This window comes from Niallia yueguangensis (assembly GCF_052663115.1).
The window spans coordinates 282,287-302,939 of the sequence record NZ_JBQTCX010000003.1 but is presented as its reverse complement, the minus strand read 5'-3'; the positions used below and the strand labels follow the sequence as shown (position 1 = coordinate 302,939).

The 20,653-nt window shown below is 36.3% G+C and carries 17 protein-coding genes, 1 other RNA gene and 1 pseudogene; 15 read left to right on the top strand and 4 right to left on the bottom strand.

The features are described from left to right. Positions 1-4 precede the first annotated feature (4 nt). The 11 genes from gap (at position 5) to ssrA (ending at position 11,716) form a co-directional block, all read left to right on the top strand. Positions 5-1,012: a type I glyceraldehyde-3-phosphate dehydrogenase gene (gene gap, locus ACTYA4_RS04690; protein ID WP_443483275.1), complete on the top strand. Its 1,008-nt coding sequence runs from the start codon at positions 5-7 to the stop codon at positions 1,010-1,012. A gap of 102 nt (positions 1,013-1,114) precedes the next feature. Further along, complete coding sequence (locus ACTYA4_RS04685) at positions 1,115-2,299, top strand: phosphoglycerate kinase (RefSeq protein WP_443483274.1); 1,185 nt, start codon at positions 1,115-1,117, stop codon at positions 2,297-2,299. 31 nt (positions 2,300-2,330) lie between these two features. Continuing rightward, positions 2,331-3,089, top strand: a complete 759-nt coding sequence (gene tpiA, locus ACTYA4_RS04680) for a triose-phosphate isomerase (protein WP_443483273.1) — start codon at positions 2,331-2,333, stop codon at positions 3,087-3,089. Next, a complete protein-coding gene (gene gpmI / locus ACTYA4_RS04675; protein ID WP_445505565.1) occupies positions 3,086-4,621 on the top strand; it encodes a 2,3-bisphosphoglycerate-independent phosphoglycerate mutase in 1,536 nt (511 codons plus the stop codon). Before tpiA ends, gpmI begins: the two co-directional genes overlap by 4 nt. Before the next feature lie 27 nt (positions 4,622-4,648). Further along, a complete protein-coding gene (eno, locus tag ACTYA4_RS04670; protein WP_443483271.1) occupies positions 4,649-5,944 on the top strand; it encodes a phosphopyruvate hydratase in 1,296 nt (431 codons plus the stop codon). 438 nt (positions 5,945-6,382) lie between these two features. After that, positions 6,383-6,910, top strand: a complete 528-nt coding sequence (locus tag ACTYA4_RS04665) for an SRPBCC family protein (protein ID WP_445505564.1) — start codon at positions 6,383-6,385, stop codon at positions 6,908-6,910. Positions 6,911-7,007: 97 nt separating this feature from the next. Next, a complete protein-coding gene (gene secG / locus ACTYA4_RS04660) occupies positions 7,008-7,241 on the top strand; it encodes a preprotein translocase subunit SecG (RefSeq protein WP_443483297.1) in 234 nt (77 codons plus the stop codon). Positions 7,242-7,543: 302 nt separating this feature from the next. Then, a complete protein-coding gene (locus tag ACTYA4_RS04655) occupies positions 7,544-8,287 on the top strand; it encodes an alpha/beta hydrolase (protein ID WP_445505563.1) in 744 nt (247 codons plus the stop codon). A 20-nt stretch (positions 8,288-8,307) separates the two neighbouring features. Then, positions 8,308-10,644 carry a ribonuclease R gene (gene rnr / locus ACTYA4_RS04650; protein ID WP_445505562.1) on the top strand — a complete coding sequence of 779 codons (2,337 nt, stop codon included), beginning with the start codon at positions 8,308-8,310 and terminating at the stop codon, positions 10,642-10,644. A 107-nt stretch (positions 10,645-10,751) separates the two neighbouring features. Beyond that, complete coding sequence (gene smpB / locus ACTYA4_RS04645) at positions 10,752-11,219, top strand: SsrA-binding protein SmpB (protein ID WP_443483267.1); 468 nt, start codon at positions 10,752-10,754, stop codon at positions 11,217-11,219. Positions 11,220-11,380: 161 nt separating this feature from the next. Continuing rightward, positions 11,381-11,716: a transfer-messenger RNA gene (gene ssrA / locus ACTYA4_RS04640) on the top strand. Positions 11,717-12,047: 331 nt separating this feature from the next. On the opposite strand, the gene ACTYA4_RS04635 is transcribed toward ssrA, so the two are convergent. Then, a complete protein-coding gene (locus tag ACTYA4_RS04635) occupies positions 12,048-12,455 on the bottom strand; it encodes an LAGLIDADG family homing endonuclease (protein ID WP_445505561.1) in 408 nt (135 codons plus the stop codon). 402 nt (positions 12,456-12,857) lie between these two features. On the opposite strand from ACTYA4_RS04635, the gene ACTYA4_RS04630 reads away from it, so the two are divergent. From ACTYA4_RS04630 to ACTYA4_RS04615, 4 genes and pseudogenes are all read left to right on the top strand, one after another. Continuing rightward, positions 12,858-14,246, top strand: coding sequence for an aminotransferase-like domain-containing protein (locus tag ACTYA4_RS04630; protein WP_445505560.1), 1,389 nt, complete (start codon positions 12,858-12,860; stop codon positions 14,244-14,246). 139 nt (positions 14,247-14,385) lie between these two features. After that, the gene (locus ACTYA4_RS04625; protein WP_445505559.1) at positions 14,386-15,708 is read left to right on the top strand and encodes an MFS transporter; all 1,323 of its coding nucleotides are present in this window, start codon (positions 14,386-14,388) and stop codon (positions 15,706-15,708) included. Between the two features lie 80 nt (positions 15,709-15,788). Beyond that, a pseudogene (locus ACTYA4_RS04620) lies at positions 15,789-16,987 on the top strand (aminotransferase-like domain-containing protein). A gap of 513 nt (positions 16,988-17,500) precedes the next feature. Then, positions 17,501-17,713, top strand: coding sequence for a transposase family protein (locus ACTYA4_RS04615; protein ID WP_443483673.1), 213 nt, complete (start codon positions 17,501-17,503; stop codon positions 17,711-17,713). Between the two features lie 31 nt (positions 17,714-17,744). Here ACTYA4_RS04615 and ACTYA4_RS04610 read toward each other — a convergent pair whose 3' ends face one another. From ACTYA4_RS04610 to ACTYA4_RS04600, 3 genes are all read right to left on the bottom strand, one after another. Further along, the gene (locus ACTYA4_RS04610) at positions 17,745-18,785 is read right to left on the bottom strand and encodes a threonine aldolase family protein (RefSeq protein WP_445505558.1); all 1,041 of its coding nucleotides are present in this window, start codon (positions 18,783-18,785) and stop codon (positions 17,745-17,747) included. After that, positions 18,772-19,230, bottom strand: coding sequence for a MarR family winged helix-turn-helix transcriptional regulator (locus ACTYA4_RS04605; protein WP_443483675.1), 459 nt, complete (start codon positions 19,228-19,230; stop codon positions 18,772-18,774). Before ACTYA4_RS04605 ends, ACTYA4_RS04610 begins: the two co-directional genes overlap by 14 nt. Positions 19,231-19,677: 447 nt before the next feature. Beyond that, positions 19,678-20,607 carry a DMT family transporter gene (locus ACTYA4_RS04600; protein ID WP_445505557.1) on the bottom strand — a complete coding sequence of 310 codons (930 nt, stop codon included), beginning with the start codon at positions 20,605-20,607 and terminating at the stop codon, positions 19,678-19,680. Positions 20,608-20,653: the final 46 nt, after the last annotated feature.

Here is a 20,653-nt window from a genome sequence, read left to right as displayed (position 1 = left end):
TATAATGACAGTAAAAGTTGGTATTAACGGATTTGGACGTATCGGACGCTTAGCGTTTAGAAAAATTATCGAAAACCCAGAATTAGAAGTAGTAGCAATCAATGATTTAACTGACACTAAAATGTTAGCACATCTTTTAAAATATGATTCATCTCAAGGTACTTTCCAAGGTGAAGTAGAAGTTCACGAAGGTTATTTCTTAGTAAACGGTAAAAAAGTAGTAACAACTGCTGAAAGAAATCCTGCAGACCTTAAATGGGGCGAGCTTGGAGTAGACACAGTTCTTGAATGTACTGGTTTCTTTACTTCAAAAGAAAAAGCAGAAGCTCACATCACTGCTGGTGCTAAAAACGTTGTTATCTCTGCACCTGCAACTGGCGAAATGAAAACAGTTGTTTATAACGTAAACCATGAAATTCTTGATGGATCTGAAACAGTTATTTCTGGTGCTTCTTGTACTACTAACTGTCTTGCTCCAATGGCACAAGTTTTACAAAACAAATTTGGTATCGTAGAAGGATTAATGACTACAATCCATGCTTACACTGGTGACCAAAATACTTTAGATGCTCCACATCCAAAAGGTGATTTCCGCCGTGCTCGTGCAGCAGCTGAAAACATTATTCCTAACTCAACTGGTGCTGCTAAAGCAATCGGTTTAGTATTACCTGAATTACAAGGTAAACTTGATGGAGCTGCACAACGTGTTCCTGTAAAAACTGGTTCATTAACTGAACTTGTTACTGTTCTTGATGAAAACGTAACTGTTGAACAAATTAATGCAGCAATGAAAGAAGCAGCTAACGAATCTTTCGGTTACACTGAAGATGAAATCGTTTCTTCTGATATTATCGGAATCAGCTACGGTTCATTATTTGATGCAACTCAAACTAAAGTATTAACTGTTGGCGACAAACAACTTGTTAAAACAGTTGCTTGGTACGATAACGAAATGTCTTACACTAACCAACTTGTTAGAACTGTAAAACACTTCGCACAACTAGCTAAATAATTTTAGTATTAACTAAAATAAGAGTGATTGTACACCCTTAATCAAACAGCGGAAACTTCTTGTTTCCGCTATTTTAAAAAAAATGTAGTGGGGGTCTTTAAAGTGAATAAGAAAACAATCCGCGATATCGATTTAAAAGGCAAAAAAGTATTTGTCCGTGTTGATTTTAACGTACCGATGAAAGATCAACAAATTACGGATGAAACAAGAATTCAAGCTGCAATTCCTACAATTAACCAATTAGTTGAAAAAGGTGCAATCGTGATTTTAGCAAGCCATTTAGGCCGTCCAAAAGGCCAAGTGGTTGAAGAATTGCGTTTAACTCCTGTTGCTACTCGTTTATCTGAAGTATTAGGTAAAAAAGTAGTGAAAACAGATGAGTCTTATGGCGAGGCTGTAATAGCTGAAATCAGCAAGCTTACTGAAGGCGATGTTCTTCTTTTAGAAAACGTTCGTTTTAATGCTGGCGAAGAGAAAAACGATGCAGAATTAGCGAAAGCTTATGCAGAACTTGCAGATGTTTTTGTAAACGATGCATTTGGAGCAGCACACCGTGCACATGCTTCTACAGAAGGAATTGCACACCATATTCCAGCAGTATCTGGTTTGTTAATGGAAAAAGAACTTGACGTTCTAGGCAAAGCATTATCAAATCCTGAGCGTCCGTTCACTGCTATTATTGGTGGAGCAAAAGTTAAAGATAAAATCGGCGTAATTGATAATCTTCTAGATAAAGTAGATAACTTGATTATTGGCGGTGGATTAGCTTATACATTTGTAAAAGCTTTAGGCCATGAAATCGGAAAATCTCTTTTAGAAGAAGATAAAATCGAGCTTGCTAAATCATATATGGAAAAAGCAAAAGCAAAAGGCGTTAACTTCTATATGCCTGTAGATGCAACGGTTGCAGATGACTTCTCTGAAAGTGCAAACATCAAAGCGGTAGCTATTGAAGAAATCCCTGCAGATTGGGAAGCACTTGATATTGGTCCTAAAACAGCTGCTATTTATGCAGACGTTATTAAAAACTCTAAATTAGTTATTTGGAATGGACCTATGGGTGTATTTGAAATGGATACATTCGCAAAAGGTACAAAAGCAGTAGCAGAGGCTCTTGCTGAATCCCAAGATACATACTCTGTAATTGGTGGTGGAGATTCTGCAGCAGCAGTAGAGAAATTTGATTTAGCAGACAAAATGAGTCATATTTCTACTGGCGGTGGAGCATCATTAGAGTTTATGGAAGGCAAAGAACTTCCAGGTGTAGTAGCTTTAAACGATAAATAAGCAATCATTTGCATGAAAGGATGTACAACACATGCGTAAACCTATTATTGCAGGAAACTGGAAAATGAATAAAACGCTTCCTGAAGCAGTTGCATTTATTGAAGAAATTAAAGGTTCTGTTCCTTCAAGTGAAAACGTAGATACAGTAGTTTGTTCACCTGCGTTATTCTTAGGACAATTAGTAGAACTAACAAAGGGCACAGATGTAAAGATTGGTGCTCAAAATATGCACTTTGAAAAAAATGGTGCATTCACTGGTGAAATCAGCCCAGTTGCACTTGAAAACATCGGTGCAAAATATGTAGTGCTTGGACATTCTGAGCGCCGCGAATTCTTTAACGAAACAGATGAAGCAGTAAACCAAAAAACAATCGCAGCATTTGAAAATGGTTTAACACCAATTGTATGCTGTGGTGAAACATTAGAGCAAAGAGAAAACGGCGAAACAAATGATTTCGTTGCAACTCAAGTTCAAAAAGCTCTTCAAGGTTTAACAGACGAGCAAGCAAAAGCTACAGTTGTTGCATATGAGCCAATTTGGGCGATCGGAACTGGAAAATCATCTACATCTGCTGATGCAAACGAAGTATGTGCACATATTCGTAAAGTAATCAGTGAACAGTTCTCTGCAGAAGTTGCTGAAAGCATCCGCATTCAATACGGCGGCAGCGTGAAACCTGAAAATATTAAAGAATACATGGCTCAATCTGATATTGATGGAGCTTTAGTTGGTGGAGCAAGCTTAGAAGCTCAGAGCTTCCTACAATTATTGGAGGAAGGTAAAGCATGAGTAAATCACCAGTAGCATTAATCATATTAGACGGTTTTGCTTTAAGAAGCGAACGTATGGGTAATGCGGTTGCTCAAGCTAATAAGCCTAACTTTGATAAATATTGGAACGAATACCCACATGCGACTTTAGTGGCTAGCGGTGAAGAGGTAGGTCTTCCTGAGGGACAAATGGGGAACTCAGAAGTAGGTCACTTAAATATTGGAGCAGGGCGTATTGTATACCAAAGTTTAACAAGAGTAAATGTTGCAATAAGAGAAGGCAATTTTGAAAAAAATGAAACCTTTGTTAATGCAATTAAACACGTAAAAGAAAAAGGCAAAAACCTTCACCTTTTTGGTTTATTGTCTGACGGTGGAGTGCACAGTCATATTGAACATATGTTTGCTCTACTTCGTCTTGCAAAAGAAGAAGGCGTAAAAAATGTATATATTCATGGTATTCTTGATGGCCGAGACGTCGGTCAAAAGACTGCAGAAAAATACATTAAAGAAACGCAAGAAAAAATCAAAGAATACGGTGTCGGAGAAATTGCTACAATTTCAGGCCGCTACTACTCTATGGATAGAGACCAACGCTGGGATCGTGTAGAGAAATCGTATCGTGCAATGGTATATGGGGAAGGACCTAGCTACTCCAATCCTCTTGACGTTGTAGAAGATAATTACAAAAACGAAATTTATGATGAATTTGTACTGCCTTCCGTTATCACAAAAGAAAACGGAGAGCCAGTTGCAACGATTCAAGATGAAGATGCAGTAATATTCTATAATTTCCGTCCAGATCGTGCGATTCAAATTTCAAACACATTTACAAATGAAGACTTCCGTTCATTTGATCGTGGTGCAAACCATCCGAAGAACCTTTACTTTGTATGCTTAACTCACTTTAGTGAAACAGTAAAAGGATATGTGGCATTTAAGCCAACAAACCTTGATAATACATTAGGGGAAGTTCTTTCACAAAATGGTTTAAAGCAACTTCGCATTGCGGAAACGGAAAAATATCCACACGTTACCTTCTTTATGAGTGGTGGACGTGAAGCTGAATTTCCTGGTGAAAAACGTATTTTGATCAACTCTCCTAAAGTTGCAACATACGATTTAAAACCGGAAATGAGTGCTAACGAAGTTACAGAAGCTTTATTAAAAGAAATAGAAGCAGATAATTTTGATGCAATCATCCTGAACTTTGCAAATCCTGATATGGTTGGGCACTCCGGAATGCTTGAACCAACGATTAAAGCAATTGAAACAGTAGATGAATGCTTAGGAAAAATTATCACTTTGATTGAACAAAAAGGCGGAAAAGCCATTATTACAGCAGACCATGGTAATTCAGATGAAGTAGTAACTTTAGATGGTAAACCAATGACTGCTCATACAACAAACCCTGTTCCTGTAATCGTTACAGAAAAAGGTGCAGAATTGCGTACAGATGGAATTCTTGGAGATTTAGCTCCAACTATGTTAGATTTATTAGGGCTGGAAAAACCAGCTGAAATGACTGGAACATCAATTATCAAAAAATAATTTTTTAAAAAAAAGGAGAGAATTATTATGCCATACATCCAACATGTATATGCTCGTGAAGTATTAGACTCCCGCGGTAACCCAACAGTAGAAGTAGAAGTATTAACAGAATCAGGTTTCTTCGGCCGTGCACTTGTACCATCAGGTGCTTCAACTGGTGAATACGAAGCAGTAGAATTACGCGATGGTGACAAATCTCGTTACCTAGGCAAAGGTGTTTTAAAAGCAGTAGAAAACGTAAATGAAGTAATTGCAGAAGCAGTTATCGGTATGGACGTTACAGATCAAGCTGGCATCGACAAAACGATGATCGAACTTGATGGAACAGAAAATAAAGGTAAATTAGGTGCTAACGCAATCCTTGGTGTATCTATGGCTGCTGCACATGCTGCTTCTGAAGTAGTAGGTCTGCCATTATACCGTTACCTTGGTGGTTTCAATGCAAAACAATTGCCAACTCCAATGATGAACATCATCAATGGTGGTTCACATGCTGACAACAACGTGGATTTCCAAGAATTCATGATCTTGCCAGTAGGTGCTCCAACTTTCAAAGAAGCTTTACGTACTGGTGCTGAAGTATTCCATGCACTAAAATCAGTTTTATCTGCAAAAGGTTTAAACACTGCTGTAGGTGACGAAGGTGGATTCGCTCCAAACCTTGGTTCTAACCGTGAAGCATTAGAAGTAATCATCGAAGCAATCAAAAAAGCTGGCTATGAGCCTGGTAAAGATGTATTCTTAGGAATGGACGTTGCTTCTTCTGAATTCTACAACAAAGAAACTGGTAAATACGATCTTGCAGGAGAAGGCCGTACTGGTTTAACTTCTGAAGAATTAGTAACTTTCTATGAAGAATTAGTAAATGAATTCCCAATCATCTCTATCGAAGACGGATTAGATGAAAACGACTGGGAAGGTCATAAATTATTAACAGACCGCATCGGTTCTAAAGTACAATTAGTTGGTGATGATTTATTCGTTACAAACACTAAAAAATTAGCTGAAGGTATCGAAAAAGGAATTGCTAACTCAATCCTTATCAAAGTTAACCAAATCGGTACTTTAACAGAAACTTTCGAAGCAATCGAAATGGCTAAACGTGCTGGCTACACAGCAGTAGTTTCTCACCGTTCTGGTGAAACAGAAGATGCTACAATCGCTGACATCGCTGTTGCTACAAACGCTGGCCAAATCAAAACTGGTTCATTATCACGTACAGATCGTATTGCTAAATACAACCAACTTCTTCGCATCGAAGACGAGCTTGGCGATTTAGCAGTATACGATGGTTTAAAATCTTTCTACAACCTTAAAAAATAATAAAAGTTAGAAGATATCTCTTTTAAACTTTACCTAACACCCCTATTAATGAGTGAGCAATTGCCATTAATAGGGGTGTTTTATTTTAGAGGACTATTTAGCACCTTTAATAAGAATGATGTAAATAAAAATATACTCTTTTAAAATAAAGCTGTTTTCTCAAAGTTTGTTGTTTTTTACGAAAAAAAATGGGAGAAGAAGTACTCAGCAGACTGAATACACGTAGACTTCTGTGGGAATGCGAGAAAGACGAGACCCCACAGGAGCGTATGCGACGAGGAGGCTCGACGCTCGCTAAACAGACGAAGTGTATTCAGGCTGCGGGTTTCTAATCTATACGAAAACAGTCTAAAATAAAAAATTAAAAGGTATTTCATGTTTTGCCTAGAATATTACGGTGAACAATAAAAAAGAAAATTTCCGGCAGGAGGGGCTTAAATGACTGAAAGCAAAGGAATAAATCGTTTAAAAACAAGTGTTGAAGGACAGGATCTTGTGATAGAGAGAATTTTTAATGCACCTAAAGATTTTTTATTTCAAGCTTTTTCAGAATCAGATCGGTTGGCAAGCTGGTGGGGTCCCAAAGGCTGGGAAACAGAAAATAAGAAATTTGAATTTGAACAAAACGGTATTTGGCATTATTGCATGAAATGTGTGGATGAAAAACAAGGAGAATTCTTTGGTCAAGAATCATGGGGAAAAGCAGTCTTTAAGGAGATTGATGTGCCAAATAAAATTGTCTACACAGATAGCTTTTCAGATAAAGATGGAAATACGATAGCTGAAATGCCTAGTATCCAAATTACATTAAACTTTATCGAACAAGCGGAAAACACGCTGCTAATTATTCGATCTAGTTTTCCTTCACCGGAAGCACTGCAACAAGTGATGGAAATGGGGGTAGTAGAAGGAATGTCTTCTCAATTTGAGTGTTTGGATGAATTTTTAGCGGAAAATGAACGCTGAAAATAATGGCTTATTTTTTGCCTGCTATTGTTCCTATATCTAAAATATGTTACATTAATACTAATGTAATGTTCGTCTTGATGGAGGTGTGAGAATGATACACACAGTATTAATTACGTTATTAATTATTGTTGCATTAGCTTTAATTGTAGTAGTTCTTCTGCAAGCTGGGAAAAGTTCTGGATTATCCGGTGCGATTTCAGGTGGAGCTGAACAGCTTTTTGGTAAACAAAAAGCAAGAGGATTAGATTTAATTCTTCACAATACGACAATTGTGTTGGCAATTCTGTTCTTTGTATTAACAATTGGAGTAAGTTATTTTGATTTGTAAAGTTTAGTCTGGTATAGATAGAAAACCTGGCCTGTGGAAGGTCAGGTTTTTTTCGAATTAGGGATAAAACGCTAGTAAAAGATTGAGTGATTAGAACAGTACTTTTATAAGTCCATTCACACTCTTTCAAAAAGCATGATTAAAATACATAATACTGGATTGCTCTAAATATGTCTGACTAAAATAAGAAGTATACTATATCATTGTAGGAGTTTCGATTATAACATTTTACTACTACCATTAAAACAAGGTAACATAAATGTAGGGAATGATAATTATAGAGTCAAAGGAGAGTCTAAGGTATGAAAGTAGTTGAACAAAAACCATTAACGTTTGAAGGAGATAGTAATAGAGCAGTGTTATTGCTGCACGGTTTTACTGGAAACACTTCTGATGTACGTTTATTGGGACGCTTTTTAAATACAAAAGGATATACTTGTCATATCCCTTTATATAAAGGACATGGAGTTCCGCCAGAAGAATTAGTACATTATGGTCCAAAAGATTGGTGGCAGGATGTAATGGAGGGATATGAATTTTTAAAAAATCAAGGGTATGAAGAAATAGCAGTGGGCGGTTTATCCCTTGGAGGCGTATTTTCTCTTAAATTAGGTTACAATGTACCTGTAAAGGGTATAGTAACAATGTGTGCCCCTATGTATATAAAAAGTGAAGAAGTGATGTATGAGGGCGTTCTGGAATATGCGCGCAACTATAAGATTCGTGAAAGAAAATCAGAAGAAGTGATTGAACAAGAAATGGCTCAATTTGCTCCTATGAATACGTTAAAAGAGTTGCAGCAATTAATTTCAGATGTCCGCAAAAATGTCGATCTTATTTATGCCCCAACTTTTGTGATTCAGGCAAGACATGACCACATGATTAATACAGACAGTGCCAATATTATATATGAAGAAGTAGAATCGGATGTAAAAGAGATTAAATGGTTTGAGGATTCTGGCCATGTTATTACACATGATAAAGAAAAAGAAGCAGTATTTCATGATTTTTATGCGTTTTTAGAACGTTTAGACTGGAAAGGATAACATATAAAGGAGGTTGCGAATTGGAAAATATTATACAAGATCATATAGATAAGCTATTAACATATATGAAAGATGAAGCATATAAACCATTAACGGTTCAGGAGCTAGAAGAGGCGTTTGGGATTGAAGATTCCCTTGGATTTAAGGATTTTGTTAAAGCGCTTGTTCAAATGGAAGAAAAAGGGTTAGTGGTTCGTACGCGTAGCAATCGATACGGATTGCCGGAAAAAATGAATTTAGTAAGAGGTAAACTTGCTGGGCATGCAAAAGGATTTGCTTTTGTTATACCAGAAGAACAAGGATTGGATGATATTTTTATCCCTCCTAGTGAAGTAAAAACCGCTATGAACGGTGATATTGTACTAGCTCGTGTTACATCAGAGAGTTCAGGGCAGCGAAGAGAAGGAACGATTGTCCGCATCATTGAAAGAGGAGTACAGCAAATTGTCGGCACTTATTCTGAAAGCAAACATTTTGGATTTGTTATTCCTGATGATAAAAAAATTGCAACAGATATATTTATTCCAAAAGGAAGTACAAAAGGTGCAGTTGAAGGTCATAAGGTAGTTGTAAAATTAACTGCTTATCCAGAAGGGCGAAAAAATGCTGAAGGTGCCGTTGTAAAAATTTTAGGGCATAAAAATGATCCAGGTGTAGATATTTTATCGGTTATACATAAACATGGACTGCCATTGGCTTTCCCTGAAGAAGTGTTGGATCAAGCGAATGAAACACCTGAAACAATCGATGAAAAAGAAATAGAAAATAGACGGGACTTACGCAGCGAAACAATTGTCACAATTGATGGTGCAGATGCAAAAGACCTAGATGATGCTGTTACCGTAACAAAGCTGGATAACGGCAATTATAAGCTAGGAGTCCATATTGCAGACGTTACTTATTATGTCACAGAAAATTCTCCAATTGATGCGGAGGCAGAAGACAGAGGAACAAGTGTTTATTTAGTAGACCGTGTTATTCCGATGATTCCACATCGTCTTTCGAATGGAATATGCTCTTTAAATCCGAAAGTAAACCGATTAACACTGTCTTGTGAAATGGAGATCAGTTCTACTGGAGAAGTTGTTTCCCATGAAATTTTTCAAAGTGTAATTAAAACAACGGAACGCATGACGTACGCAGATGTTAATGCTATTTTGCAAGACAAAGATGAAGAATTAAGAAGCAAATATGAATCGCTTGTACCGATGTTTGAACTGATGGAAGAGCTTGCTCAAATATTGCGTACAAAAAGAATGACGCGTGGTGCGATTGACTTTGATTTTAAAGAATCAAAAGTGCTGGTAGATGAAGAAGGAAAACCGCATGATGTTGTGTTAAGGGAACGTTCTGTTGCGGAAAAATTAATTGAAGAATTTATGCTGGCTGCCAACGAAACAGTTGCAGAGCATTTTCACTGGATGCAAGTTCCTTTTATTTATCGAATCCATGAAGATCCGAAAGAAGATAAATTAAGAAGATTTTTTGAGTTTATTACGAATTTTGGCTATATCGTAAAAGGAACAGCGAATTCGGTTCATCCACGCGCGCTGCAGGAAATAATTGAAGAAGTGCAAGGGACACCAGAAGAAATGGTTATATCAACTGTGATGCTTCGTTCGATGCAGCAGGCGAAATATTATCCAGAAAGCCTAGGCCATTTTGGTTTATCAACCGAATTTTATACTCATTTTACATCGCCGATTAGACGATATCCTGATTTAATTGTTCACCGTTTGATTCGAACGTATTTAATTGAAGGAGATATTAGTTCTCCTACGCAAGAAAAATGGAACGGTAAACTAACAGATATTGCGGAGCATTCTTCCAATATGGAAAGAAGATCGGTGGAAGCAGAACGTGAAACCGATGAATTGAAAAAATCGGAGTATATGTTAGATAAAATTGGCGAGGAATATGATGGCATCATCAGCTCTGTAACCAATTTCGGCATGTTTGTGGAATTGACGAACACGATTGAAGGATTAGTGCATGTAAGTTATATGACAGATGACTATTATCGTTATGATGAGCGTCATTTTGCCATGATCGGGGAAAGAACGGGTAAAGTGTTCCGAATCGGGGATGAAATTACTGTTCGCGTTGTTAATGTTAATAAAGACGAGCGGGCAATCGATTTTGAAATCGTTGGCATGAAAGGAACGCGCCGCAGAGATCCAAAAATGGAAAAGAAGGTTTTTTCTACTGGCAGCTCTTCACGGGCACCACGAAAAGGAAAATCGAGTCGAGACAATGATAATAAAAGAGGCAACGGTGAAGGAAAAAGAAAAGGGAAAAAAGAAAGAAAGTTTTTCGAAAATGCACCGAAAGCAAAAAGAAAGAAAAAGCGGCGCTAAGCAGAGAGGGGGAAGGAATTCCCCTTTGCTCTCGATCTTTGTGTGAAATTGTTTGTACAGCCATTATTTGATACAATAGTGGCTATAGTTGTTAGGGGGAAGGTAATATGCCAAAGGGTGAAGGCAAAGTAATTGCACAAAATAAAAAAGCAAATCATGATTATTTTATAGAAGAAACATATGAAGCTGGAATTGTTTTACAAGGTACAGAGATAAAATCGATTCGTGGCGGAAGAGTCAATTTAAAAGAATCTTATGCTCGCATTCAAAATGGGGAAGTATTTTTGTATGGAATGCATGTTAGCCCATACGAGCAAGGAAACAGATACAACCATGATCCATTAAGAACAAGAAAGCTGTTGCTTCATAATAAACAAATAGCTAAATTAATTGGTGAAACGAAAGAGGTCGGCTACTCTCTTGTACCATTAAAGCTATATTTAAAAAATGGTTTTGCGAAGGTTTTAATTGGTTTAGGTAAAGGTAAGAAAAACTATGATAAGCGCGAGACGTTGAAAAAGAAAGAAGCGAACCGAAACATTGAGCGAGCTCTTCGTGAAAGGCAAAAAATGTAATCCAAAACTTTACAATTGAAATATAAATGAAGTATGTTATAATAATTTATGTCGATAAGACAAGCAAACTAAAGCTCCTATTTTTGAGCTTCCTAACGTTAACGCTTTATGCGTGAATCAGGTGATGTAACAATCACATGATTTTATCCTAATGGGGACGTTACGGATTCGACAGGGATAGTTCGAGCTTAAGTTGCGAGTCGAGGGGATCGGCCTCGTTAAAACGTCAAAGCCTATAACTGGCAAAAAACAAAACAACTTCGCTTTAGCTGCTTAATAGCGCTTAGCGGTTCCTCCCTCCATCGCCCATGTGGTAGGGTCAGGGACTCACTTTAAGTGGGCTACGCCGGATTCCACCGTCTGAGGATGAAGGAAGAGAACAATCAGACTAGCTCATCGGACGCCTGTCAACAGGCAGATGAATGAGCGAAATGCGAATATGTTGACTACACTCGTAGAAGCTTAAGTGGCGATGTTTCTGGACGTGGGTTCGATTAACATTTAGTCGCCTTGTATGGCAACATACAAGTGAAAATCCGGCTTTATCGGTGAAACCTAAGTCACTAAAATGTGATAAGGCAATGCCGAGCGGTATGTGAAGCAATTCAACAGCCGTGTATCGACTTATAGGCTGCCAAATAGTTGGTAGTACTAGGATGCGAAATTCTGCAGAAAGCAAATTTATATTTCGTATAATACGCCGGGGGACCTAAATTTTAGGTTCAAGATATAGTCAGTGCCATGACGAAAGCATGGAACAGCATGTCCCACCGTCTCCACCAAATACATATTTGGTGGTTTTTTATTTGTCTATTTCTTGAAAATATATTAAATCTTAAAAAAATTCTCCTCAAATAGAAGTTTTTCTTTTAATAATTCTTCTGAATATTTACCGTTTCGAGGTGTGACGGCATCATAATACTTTAATATCCATTGTACTCGGCGCTTTTTTTTATGAATTCGTAAAAAGGGATATATCTTTTCTAATGTCGAAAATACATCTTCCTTTTTCTTGATAAATAATGTATAAGCTTTTTTATGCTGATTAGGCTTATAATTTTTTTTATTTACAATCGTTCCTCCAATTAAAGAATGAAGATATGTAAGAAGTTCAATGTCAGTTGATGTTATGGTTAAACAAGGTCTCCGGTTTTCTCCTTTATGCATTTTAGTTAATGTAATACTGCCCTCACCATCTATAATTCCTGCAACATATGCTGCTTCCCAAGTTTCCATAAATAAAAATCTCCTTTCTATTTTATTCATTAATAATAATATGATAAACGGAATGTTTGTTCTTTTTTTCTGAATTGTAATATTTTATACAAATTTCTTTTTAAAAGATTTGTGATTTAAGTTCTAAATTGGTTAAGATTTTGTAAGAAATATTCTTGATCAGAGGTTATATCCTTGTGGTCTTTTCTTTATGGAAAATAAGGGCTTATAAATTTCATAAATTTTTGTGATAGATCTAGTTTATCTCGTCTCCACAAATCTACGTATATATTTAAAATCCAATAGTACAATCAATAAATTGAAGTATATTAATATTTTACTAAAGGACATAATATTAAAGAAAATTATAATTGTTTTAAAAAAGATACAAACATATAATTGTTTGAAAAAAGGATGCGAATCATGCCGATTAATTCTTTTGAAAACTATCCGATGAGCTGGAAGCCATCGATTGATAAAACGGAAAAGCCTATTTATCACGCACTCGCAGGGCAATTGGAACAGGATATTTTAAACGGAGTTTTATTACCTGGAACAAAACTTCCTCCACAGCGAGAATTGGCCGATTATTTAGATTTAAATGTGAGTACCATTTCAAAAGCGTTTAAAGTGTGTGAGTTAAAGGGCTTGTTAAGTGCAACTGTTGGAAGTGGTACATTTGTATCGTATGATGCGTTATCGAATGCTTATTTACTTGAAGGTATAAAGCCGAGGCATTTAATTGAAATGGGAGCGACACTGCCAGATAATGTTTCATACGAGCCACTACTACTCCAATTGAAAAATATGCTGCAAGAGACAGATTATGAAAAATGGTTTGGTTATGGTCGAGCAGGCGAAAGCCTTTGGCAAAAGGATGCAGCTATAAAGCTAATCCGAAGAGGTGGGTTTGAAACAACAGTTGATCACATTTTATTTGCAAATGGGGGTCAAAATGCGATTGCTGCCACACTGGCGAGTCTTTGTCAGCCTGGAGATCGCATTGGTGTTGATCTTCATACTTACCCGGGCTTAAAAACTGTTGCAGCGATGCTTAGTGTAAAATTAGTACCGATAAAATCAGAAAACTATGAAATGAGTCCAACTGCCTTTGAATATGCGTGTAAAAATGACAATATTAAAGGTATTTACTTAATTCCAGATTATCATAATCCGACAGCTTGCTGTATGTCTGTTGAGAATCGAAAAGTGCTTGCAGCAATTGCTAAAAAGTATAATCAGTTCATTATTGAAGATGCGACGTATCATCTTCATAACGAAAAAACACTTTCAGCAGTCGCATCATTTGCACCGGAACAGGTCATCTATATTGCGAGTTTATCGAAATCAATAGCACCGGGGTTACGACTAGCCTATGTAGCAGTGCCGAGTCGATACAAGGAGCCAATTTCAAAAGCACTTTATAATTTAAATATATCAGTTTCCCCGTTATTAGCAGAACTGGCGGCACGTACTATTGTATCGAATCAATTTGAAGTCTTAATTGAGGATCATCGGGAACAAACAATTCGCAGAAACCAAGTCGTAAATCGATATTTGGCAGACTATACGTGTTTAGGTGTTGAAACAGGCATCTTTCGTTGGCTGCTATTACCAGGCAACATTACAGGTGCTGAATTTGAAACGTTAGCTGCACAGCAGGGTGTACAAGTGTATGCAGCTGAACGTTTTGTAGTTGGAAATAGTTGTCCAGAGAGGGCTGTAAGGGTTTCTATCTGTGCACCGGAAACGCTTGAAGAACTTGAGCAAGGATTGATTATCCTTAAACGTTTACTAAACGATCTTACCTAATATTGTTCGCCATACAATTATAATATTGTGTGGTTTTTTTGTGCATGTTATGATTGTTGAAATCTAGTTGGAGAATTATAAGAAATGAATAGGAATTATGAATATACAGAATTAGCTTTTTAGAAAGGTAGGTAAGATTGTGTTAGATAAAGATAGTGTAAGAACGTTAGACTTACAATCAGATTGGTTACAAAGCTATATTGGTTCTTCAGAAAAACAAAAAAAACTATATAAAAGAACATTAATGGTTATTGTCATATCCCAAATTTTTGGAGGAGCAGGACTTGCAGCCGGAATAACAGTGGGGGCACTTCTAGCCCAAGATATGTTAGGTACAGATAGTGTGACAGGAATTCCGACGGCGTTATTTACTTTAGGGTCAGCAGGGGCTGCGCTATTTGTTGGACGACTTTCTCAGCGATTTGGGCGTCGTCCTGGACTTGTGGCAGGATTTTTTGCTGGAGGTATCGGTGCCATTGGAGTAGTGATTTCAGCATTAACACATAGCATTCTACTTTTATTTGCTTCACTGCTCCTCTACGGGGCTGGAACGGCTACAAACTTACAAGCACGCTACGCAGGAACTGATTTGGCAAACTCAACACAAAGGGCAAAGGCTATTAGTATGGCCATGTTTTCCACCACATTTGGTGCTGTTGCAGGCCCAAACCTGGTGGATATAATGGGTGAGTTTGCTATATCCATAGGAATTCCTGCTTTAGCTGGTCCATTTATATTAGCTGCTGCAGCGTATATACTTGCTGGTTTAGTTCTATTCATTTTACTTCGTCCTGATCCCTTTATTGTTGCAAAAGCAATATCAGATGCTCAAAGAACAACCAATAATTTACTTTCAGATAAAAATTCTAATTTGTTGTCGATAAACAAGCGAGGCATTTTTGCAGGGGCTGCAGTAATGGTTCTAACTCAGTTAATTATGATTGCAATCATGACGATGACACCAATACATATGGGGCACCATGGACATGATCTGAAAGAAGTAGGGCTTGTAATTGGATTACACGTAGGTGCTATGTTTTTACCTTCTTTAGTAACTGGTTTTCTTGTTGATAAAATCGGTCGTGCTACTATGGCCATTGCCTCTGCTATTACACTGCTAGCTTCTGGCAGTCTAGCTGCTATGGGACCTGCTGATTCGATGGTAGTACTCATTACAGCACTTGTTTTACTTGGACTTGGCTGGAATTTTGGTTTAATTAGTGGCACAGCAATCATTGTAGATGCAACTCCACCATCCACTCGGGCCAAGACACAGGGTTCTGTAGATGTTTTGATTGCTTTGTCAGGAGCATTAGGAGGAGGATTATCTGGAATAGTTGTAGCACATTCTAGTTATGCAGCTCTTTCTATTGCTGGTGCTGTCCTTTCATTACTGCTTATTCCAGTTATTGTTTGGGCTGGTAGTAGTAAGAGTAAAGTAAAATATAAGGAAAATGACTGAAAACTCAAGATATTATTAATTTAAAAGTAGCAATTAATTTTTAAAATAATGGCTAAATCGTAATCAATTACACAAAAAGGATGTTTATAAATGGAAAAAAATTTGCTGAGAGAACTGGTTTAGTAAAATCTTCTGAGATACGTGAAATATTAAAAGTAACAGAAAGACCAGAGATCATCTCTTTTGCAGGAGGACTGCCAGCTCCAGAGTTGTTTCCTGTAGAAGCTATTAAGAATGCATGCAATATTGTATTGAATGAAGAAGGTATGGCTTCTCTTCAATATAGTACGACTGAAGGATATATTCCTTTAAGAGAAGCTATTTGTAAAAGGATGGAATATATCGGAATCAACTCTACTATTGAAAATATTCTTATTACATCAGGGTCCCAGCAAGCAATTGACCTTACTGGAAGATTATTTATCAATGAGGGAGATACCATTATTTGTGAAAGTCCAACCTATCTTGCGGCAATTAACGCATTCAAGTCATACAATCTAAATTTGTAGAAGTAGCTATGGATAATGATGGAATGATTATAGAAGAGCTAGAGAAAACGCTGCAAGAGCATCCTAACACAAAATTTATCTATACGATTCCAGATTTCCAAAATCCTACAGGCCGTACATTAAAGCTCGAAAGACGAAAAAAAATGATTGAGCTTGCCACTCAATATGATGTACTGATTGTAGAGGATAATCCCTATGGAGCTGTGAGATTTGCTGGAGAGGCACTCCCGCCTGTGAAACATTTTGACATAGAGGGTAGAGTAATTTATATTAGTACTTTCTCTAAGATTTATACTCCTGGTCTTCGACTTGGATGGATTTGTGCAGACAAGTCTTTCATTGATAAGTATGTTGCTTTTAAGCAATCAGCTGATTTACATACTGACAGCTTTGCCCAAAGAATTACATCTAAGTATATGGAACTCTACGATCTCGAAGAGCACATTAATAAAATTAAAGCTGTATATAAAGAAAGATGTACAGCTATGTTATCTTGTATCGAAGAATTTTTCCCGAAAAACTTATCTTATAGTATGCCAGAAGGTGGATTATTTATTTGGATTGAACTTCCTGAGTCCATTGATTCGAGGAAAATATTCGCAGAATGCTTGGAAAATAATGTTGCTTTTGTTCCTGGTGCTCCATTCTTTCCAAATGGGACAAAAAATAATGCTTTACGTTTAAATTACTCGAATATGCCTAAAGACAAAATTATTGAAGGCATGAAGCGTATCGGAGAAGTATTACATCGGGAGTTAGAAAAAATGTAAACTTTTTTATTAGAAGAATTTTAACTGAGTTTTTGTTGTATTATTTAACAAATGCAAACTGCGTTTATTGTTCAATATCTCATTTGTTGAACGAACGGATAGGATATTTACATCGGGTGTCCATTGTTCTTATAATTTAAACATCAATAAACAGGTTTAATTCCTTTTATTATTGAGGTATTTAACAAAGAAGATTATTATCATCAATGTGGTCTAAAGAAGTGCTATTATTTTAAATATAACAAGAACATGATTTGATATAGTTTTTATCAGATCATGTTCTTTTTTTATGCTTATTTTTATGGTTCTATAATAAATATGTTGGGGTTCAAACACAATTCTAAGAAATAAAATATGCACGATATCACCCATTCTTATATACTTGAGTTGACTAGAAACTAGTATAGAGTGGGGATACGTGCATCATGAATTTTACATAGTTTTACTAGGATTAGAAGAAGTGCTGATTAAAAAAGTGGAAACAGTGGAGGTTAACTTTGTTTCCATGTAGAAATGCCAGTAAAGCAACATACTTGTCCAATTTGTAGCCTGAGAACAAAAAAAGTTCATGATTGTAGGATACAAAAAATAAAACACTTGAAAGTATTTGAACGCTATAGCGTGATATTTTATAGAGAACTCCGATATGCGTGTAGTTGCGGAAAGAAACTATTCTCTGCATATCACTTCTTCGTTAACATTTTTGCATCTTCTTTTAACCGATAAACTAATTGATTCAAGTCACACCATTCACACGTCACGACTCTAATTTCTTAATATCTTCTATCAGTATTTCAACATTTTCCTTTTTTGTAGCCCAACTGGTACAAAATCTAACAACACTGTGAGTTTCGTCGACTTTTTCCCAAATGGCAAAGGAATACTTTTTGCTCAATTTCGTTATCACATCTTTATGTAAAATAGGAAACTGTTGATTTGTTTTGGAATCGTACCTTAATGAAAAGCCTTTTTCAACAAATGCCTCTCGAATCATCATCGCCATTTCCACAGCATGGTTGGAAATTTCATAGTATAAGCCATCTTCAAACAAGGTTTCAAACTGGATCCCCAATAATCTTCCTTTAGCCAATAATCCTCCTTTTTGCTTGATCATATACCGAAAATCTTTTTTAAAATTATCATTTATGATGACTACTGCTTCACCAAACAATGCTCCTATTTTCGTTCCCCCAATATAGAAAACATCACAAAGTGATGCAATATTAGCTAAGGATAAATCGCTGTCTTTTGAAACCAGACCATATCCTAATCTAGCCCCATCCATAACCAATGGCAAACCACATTCCCGGCAAGCTTTGCTTAATCCTTCCAATTCGGATTTACTGTAAGTTGTTCCATTCTCTGTGGGATTAGAAATGTATACTAAGCCCGGCTGTACCATATGCTCATGAGTCGCATCATTCCAATGAGCAGCATATAATTCTTTTACCTGTTCTGCTCGAATTTTCCCATCATCACTCGGCAAAGTAAGCACTTTATGACCAGTAGCTTCAATTGCTCCGGTTTCATGTACTGCAATATGACCGGTAATTGCAGAAATTACCCCTTGATGGGGGCGTAATATGGAGGAAATAATTGTTGTATTCGTTTGTGTTCCTCCAACTAAAAAATGTATATCTGCATTCTTTGCATAACATGCTTCTCTAATATAAACTCTCGCTTTTTTACAATGTTCATCCATACCATATCCGGGTGTCTGCTCTTCATTGGTTTCAATTAATCGTTTCATAATTCGCTTATGAGCACCTTCGGCATAATCATTTTCAAATCGTATCATGCATATCCTCCTCAGACCTATTTAATTTCTTATGAATCAACAACATAGAAGCATGTATTTCTTTTATTTCTTTTTGTGACAAACCTTGTAGTAATTTCACTATTTGTTCATCAGATTTTTCATTTAAATGATTAAAAAAAGCAGTCCCTTTTGGTGTCAATCGAATTAGACTCGTTCTGTTATCCAATGTCGAACTTTCCTTAATTAGTAGACCATCTTTAATAAGCTTAGCAATGATTCTACTCATATAGCTGCGATCAATATCGAGTTTTTCGACTAAATCGTTTGCTATACACTGTCCCATGAAACCAATCTCTAAAATTACCCGTGATTCTGTAAAAGAATACTCAGCTTTAAATACATGCTTATCTAACAAACCAAGTATATTCGTATAAAACCGATTAAATCGCCTTATATCAGCAACAATATTATCGTTAAGGTTCATAGTATCCCTCTCTTTTTTTGTGGACTATGTCAACAAATGATAAATTGTTTAGTGGACTATGTCAACTTTTTTATTTTTAAATCATTATGAATAAGATAAGCTAAACAAATCACATTTGACACGAGTAGTAAGGTAGACTTTAAAAAATAGTCTTATTGAAATGAATTGTTTTTCAGTGATAGTATAGAAAGATGTTCCTTTTATGTGACTTTATTTTTTTACTTATCATTTAAAATAATATTATCTTATCGAACATTAAGTATCATCTGAATAGTAAATCGGCTTTACTAGTAGCTTATTTAATTTCGTTAGTATCAGTATAACTATAAATGTTTCCAAAAAGCCTCAACCAGTGCACCAAAATAAAATACTAGGTTGCACTGGTTGAGGCTTTTAATCTGTCTACTTGATAAGGGGAAAAGCAAAATAAATGAGGCTTTTTGCTTATTAACAATTAATTTCTTTTACTTCTGTCTTTTTAGCTGACAAGATAAAAATTGTACTTATAATACATAATGCTCCTATCCATTCTGCAAAATCAAAAGTTACATGTAGCCAAATAACTGATAAAAAGGCTGCGGATAAAGGCTCTACGGAAGACAAAATACTAGTTTCAGAAGCACTAAGATATTTTAAGCTTTCTAAATAGCAGTAGAAAGCTACCAGTGTTCCAAATATTATAATAAATATAACTCCGGCGTAAGTAGGGAAAGACCATTGCCCTTCAATTTTCCAAGGAGGATGAATAAAGCTAAGTACTATGCCTCCCACTAACATTCCCCAACCTACTACAATAGTAGATCCCCACTTTAGCAGTAATCTATAAGGGTACAAGGTATAGAAAACGAGTGTAAGCGCTGAACTCAATCCCCAAAATAGTGCCCATCCAGAAATTGATAGACTATGAATATTTCCATGTGTAACAAGAAAAAAAGTTCCTAAAATAGCTAACGATACACCACTGGCTTCTTTTAAAGTAGGGAGTCGCTTAGAACGAATGGCTAAATAACAAGTAATAAGTGCAGGACCTAAAAACTGAAGCACTGTAGCTGTGGCTGCATTTCCATGTTGAATAGCTGCTAAAAAAGTATATTGAAGTGATAGCATACCTATGATACTAAATAGTGTAAGGCTTAATGCATCTCTTCTGTTTTTCCAAATTTTCCATATGTTTTTTTCTTTTCTATAAGAAAATGCTAACAATAAAATACCTGATAATAATAAACGCACGACAGTTAACCATTCTACGTTCAAGTTTTTTTCTTGAAACACATACTGTGCAACAGTACCTGATACCCCCCATAATATTGCGCAAGTTAGTATTAACGTAATGCCTTTTGTTCGCGAGTAAGATTTCGTTGTGTTTTTTTCTCTCATAATTTTTTCTCCAAAACCTTTATATTAGATGTATAGATGCTTGTCT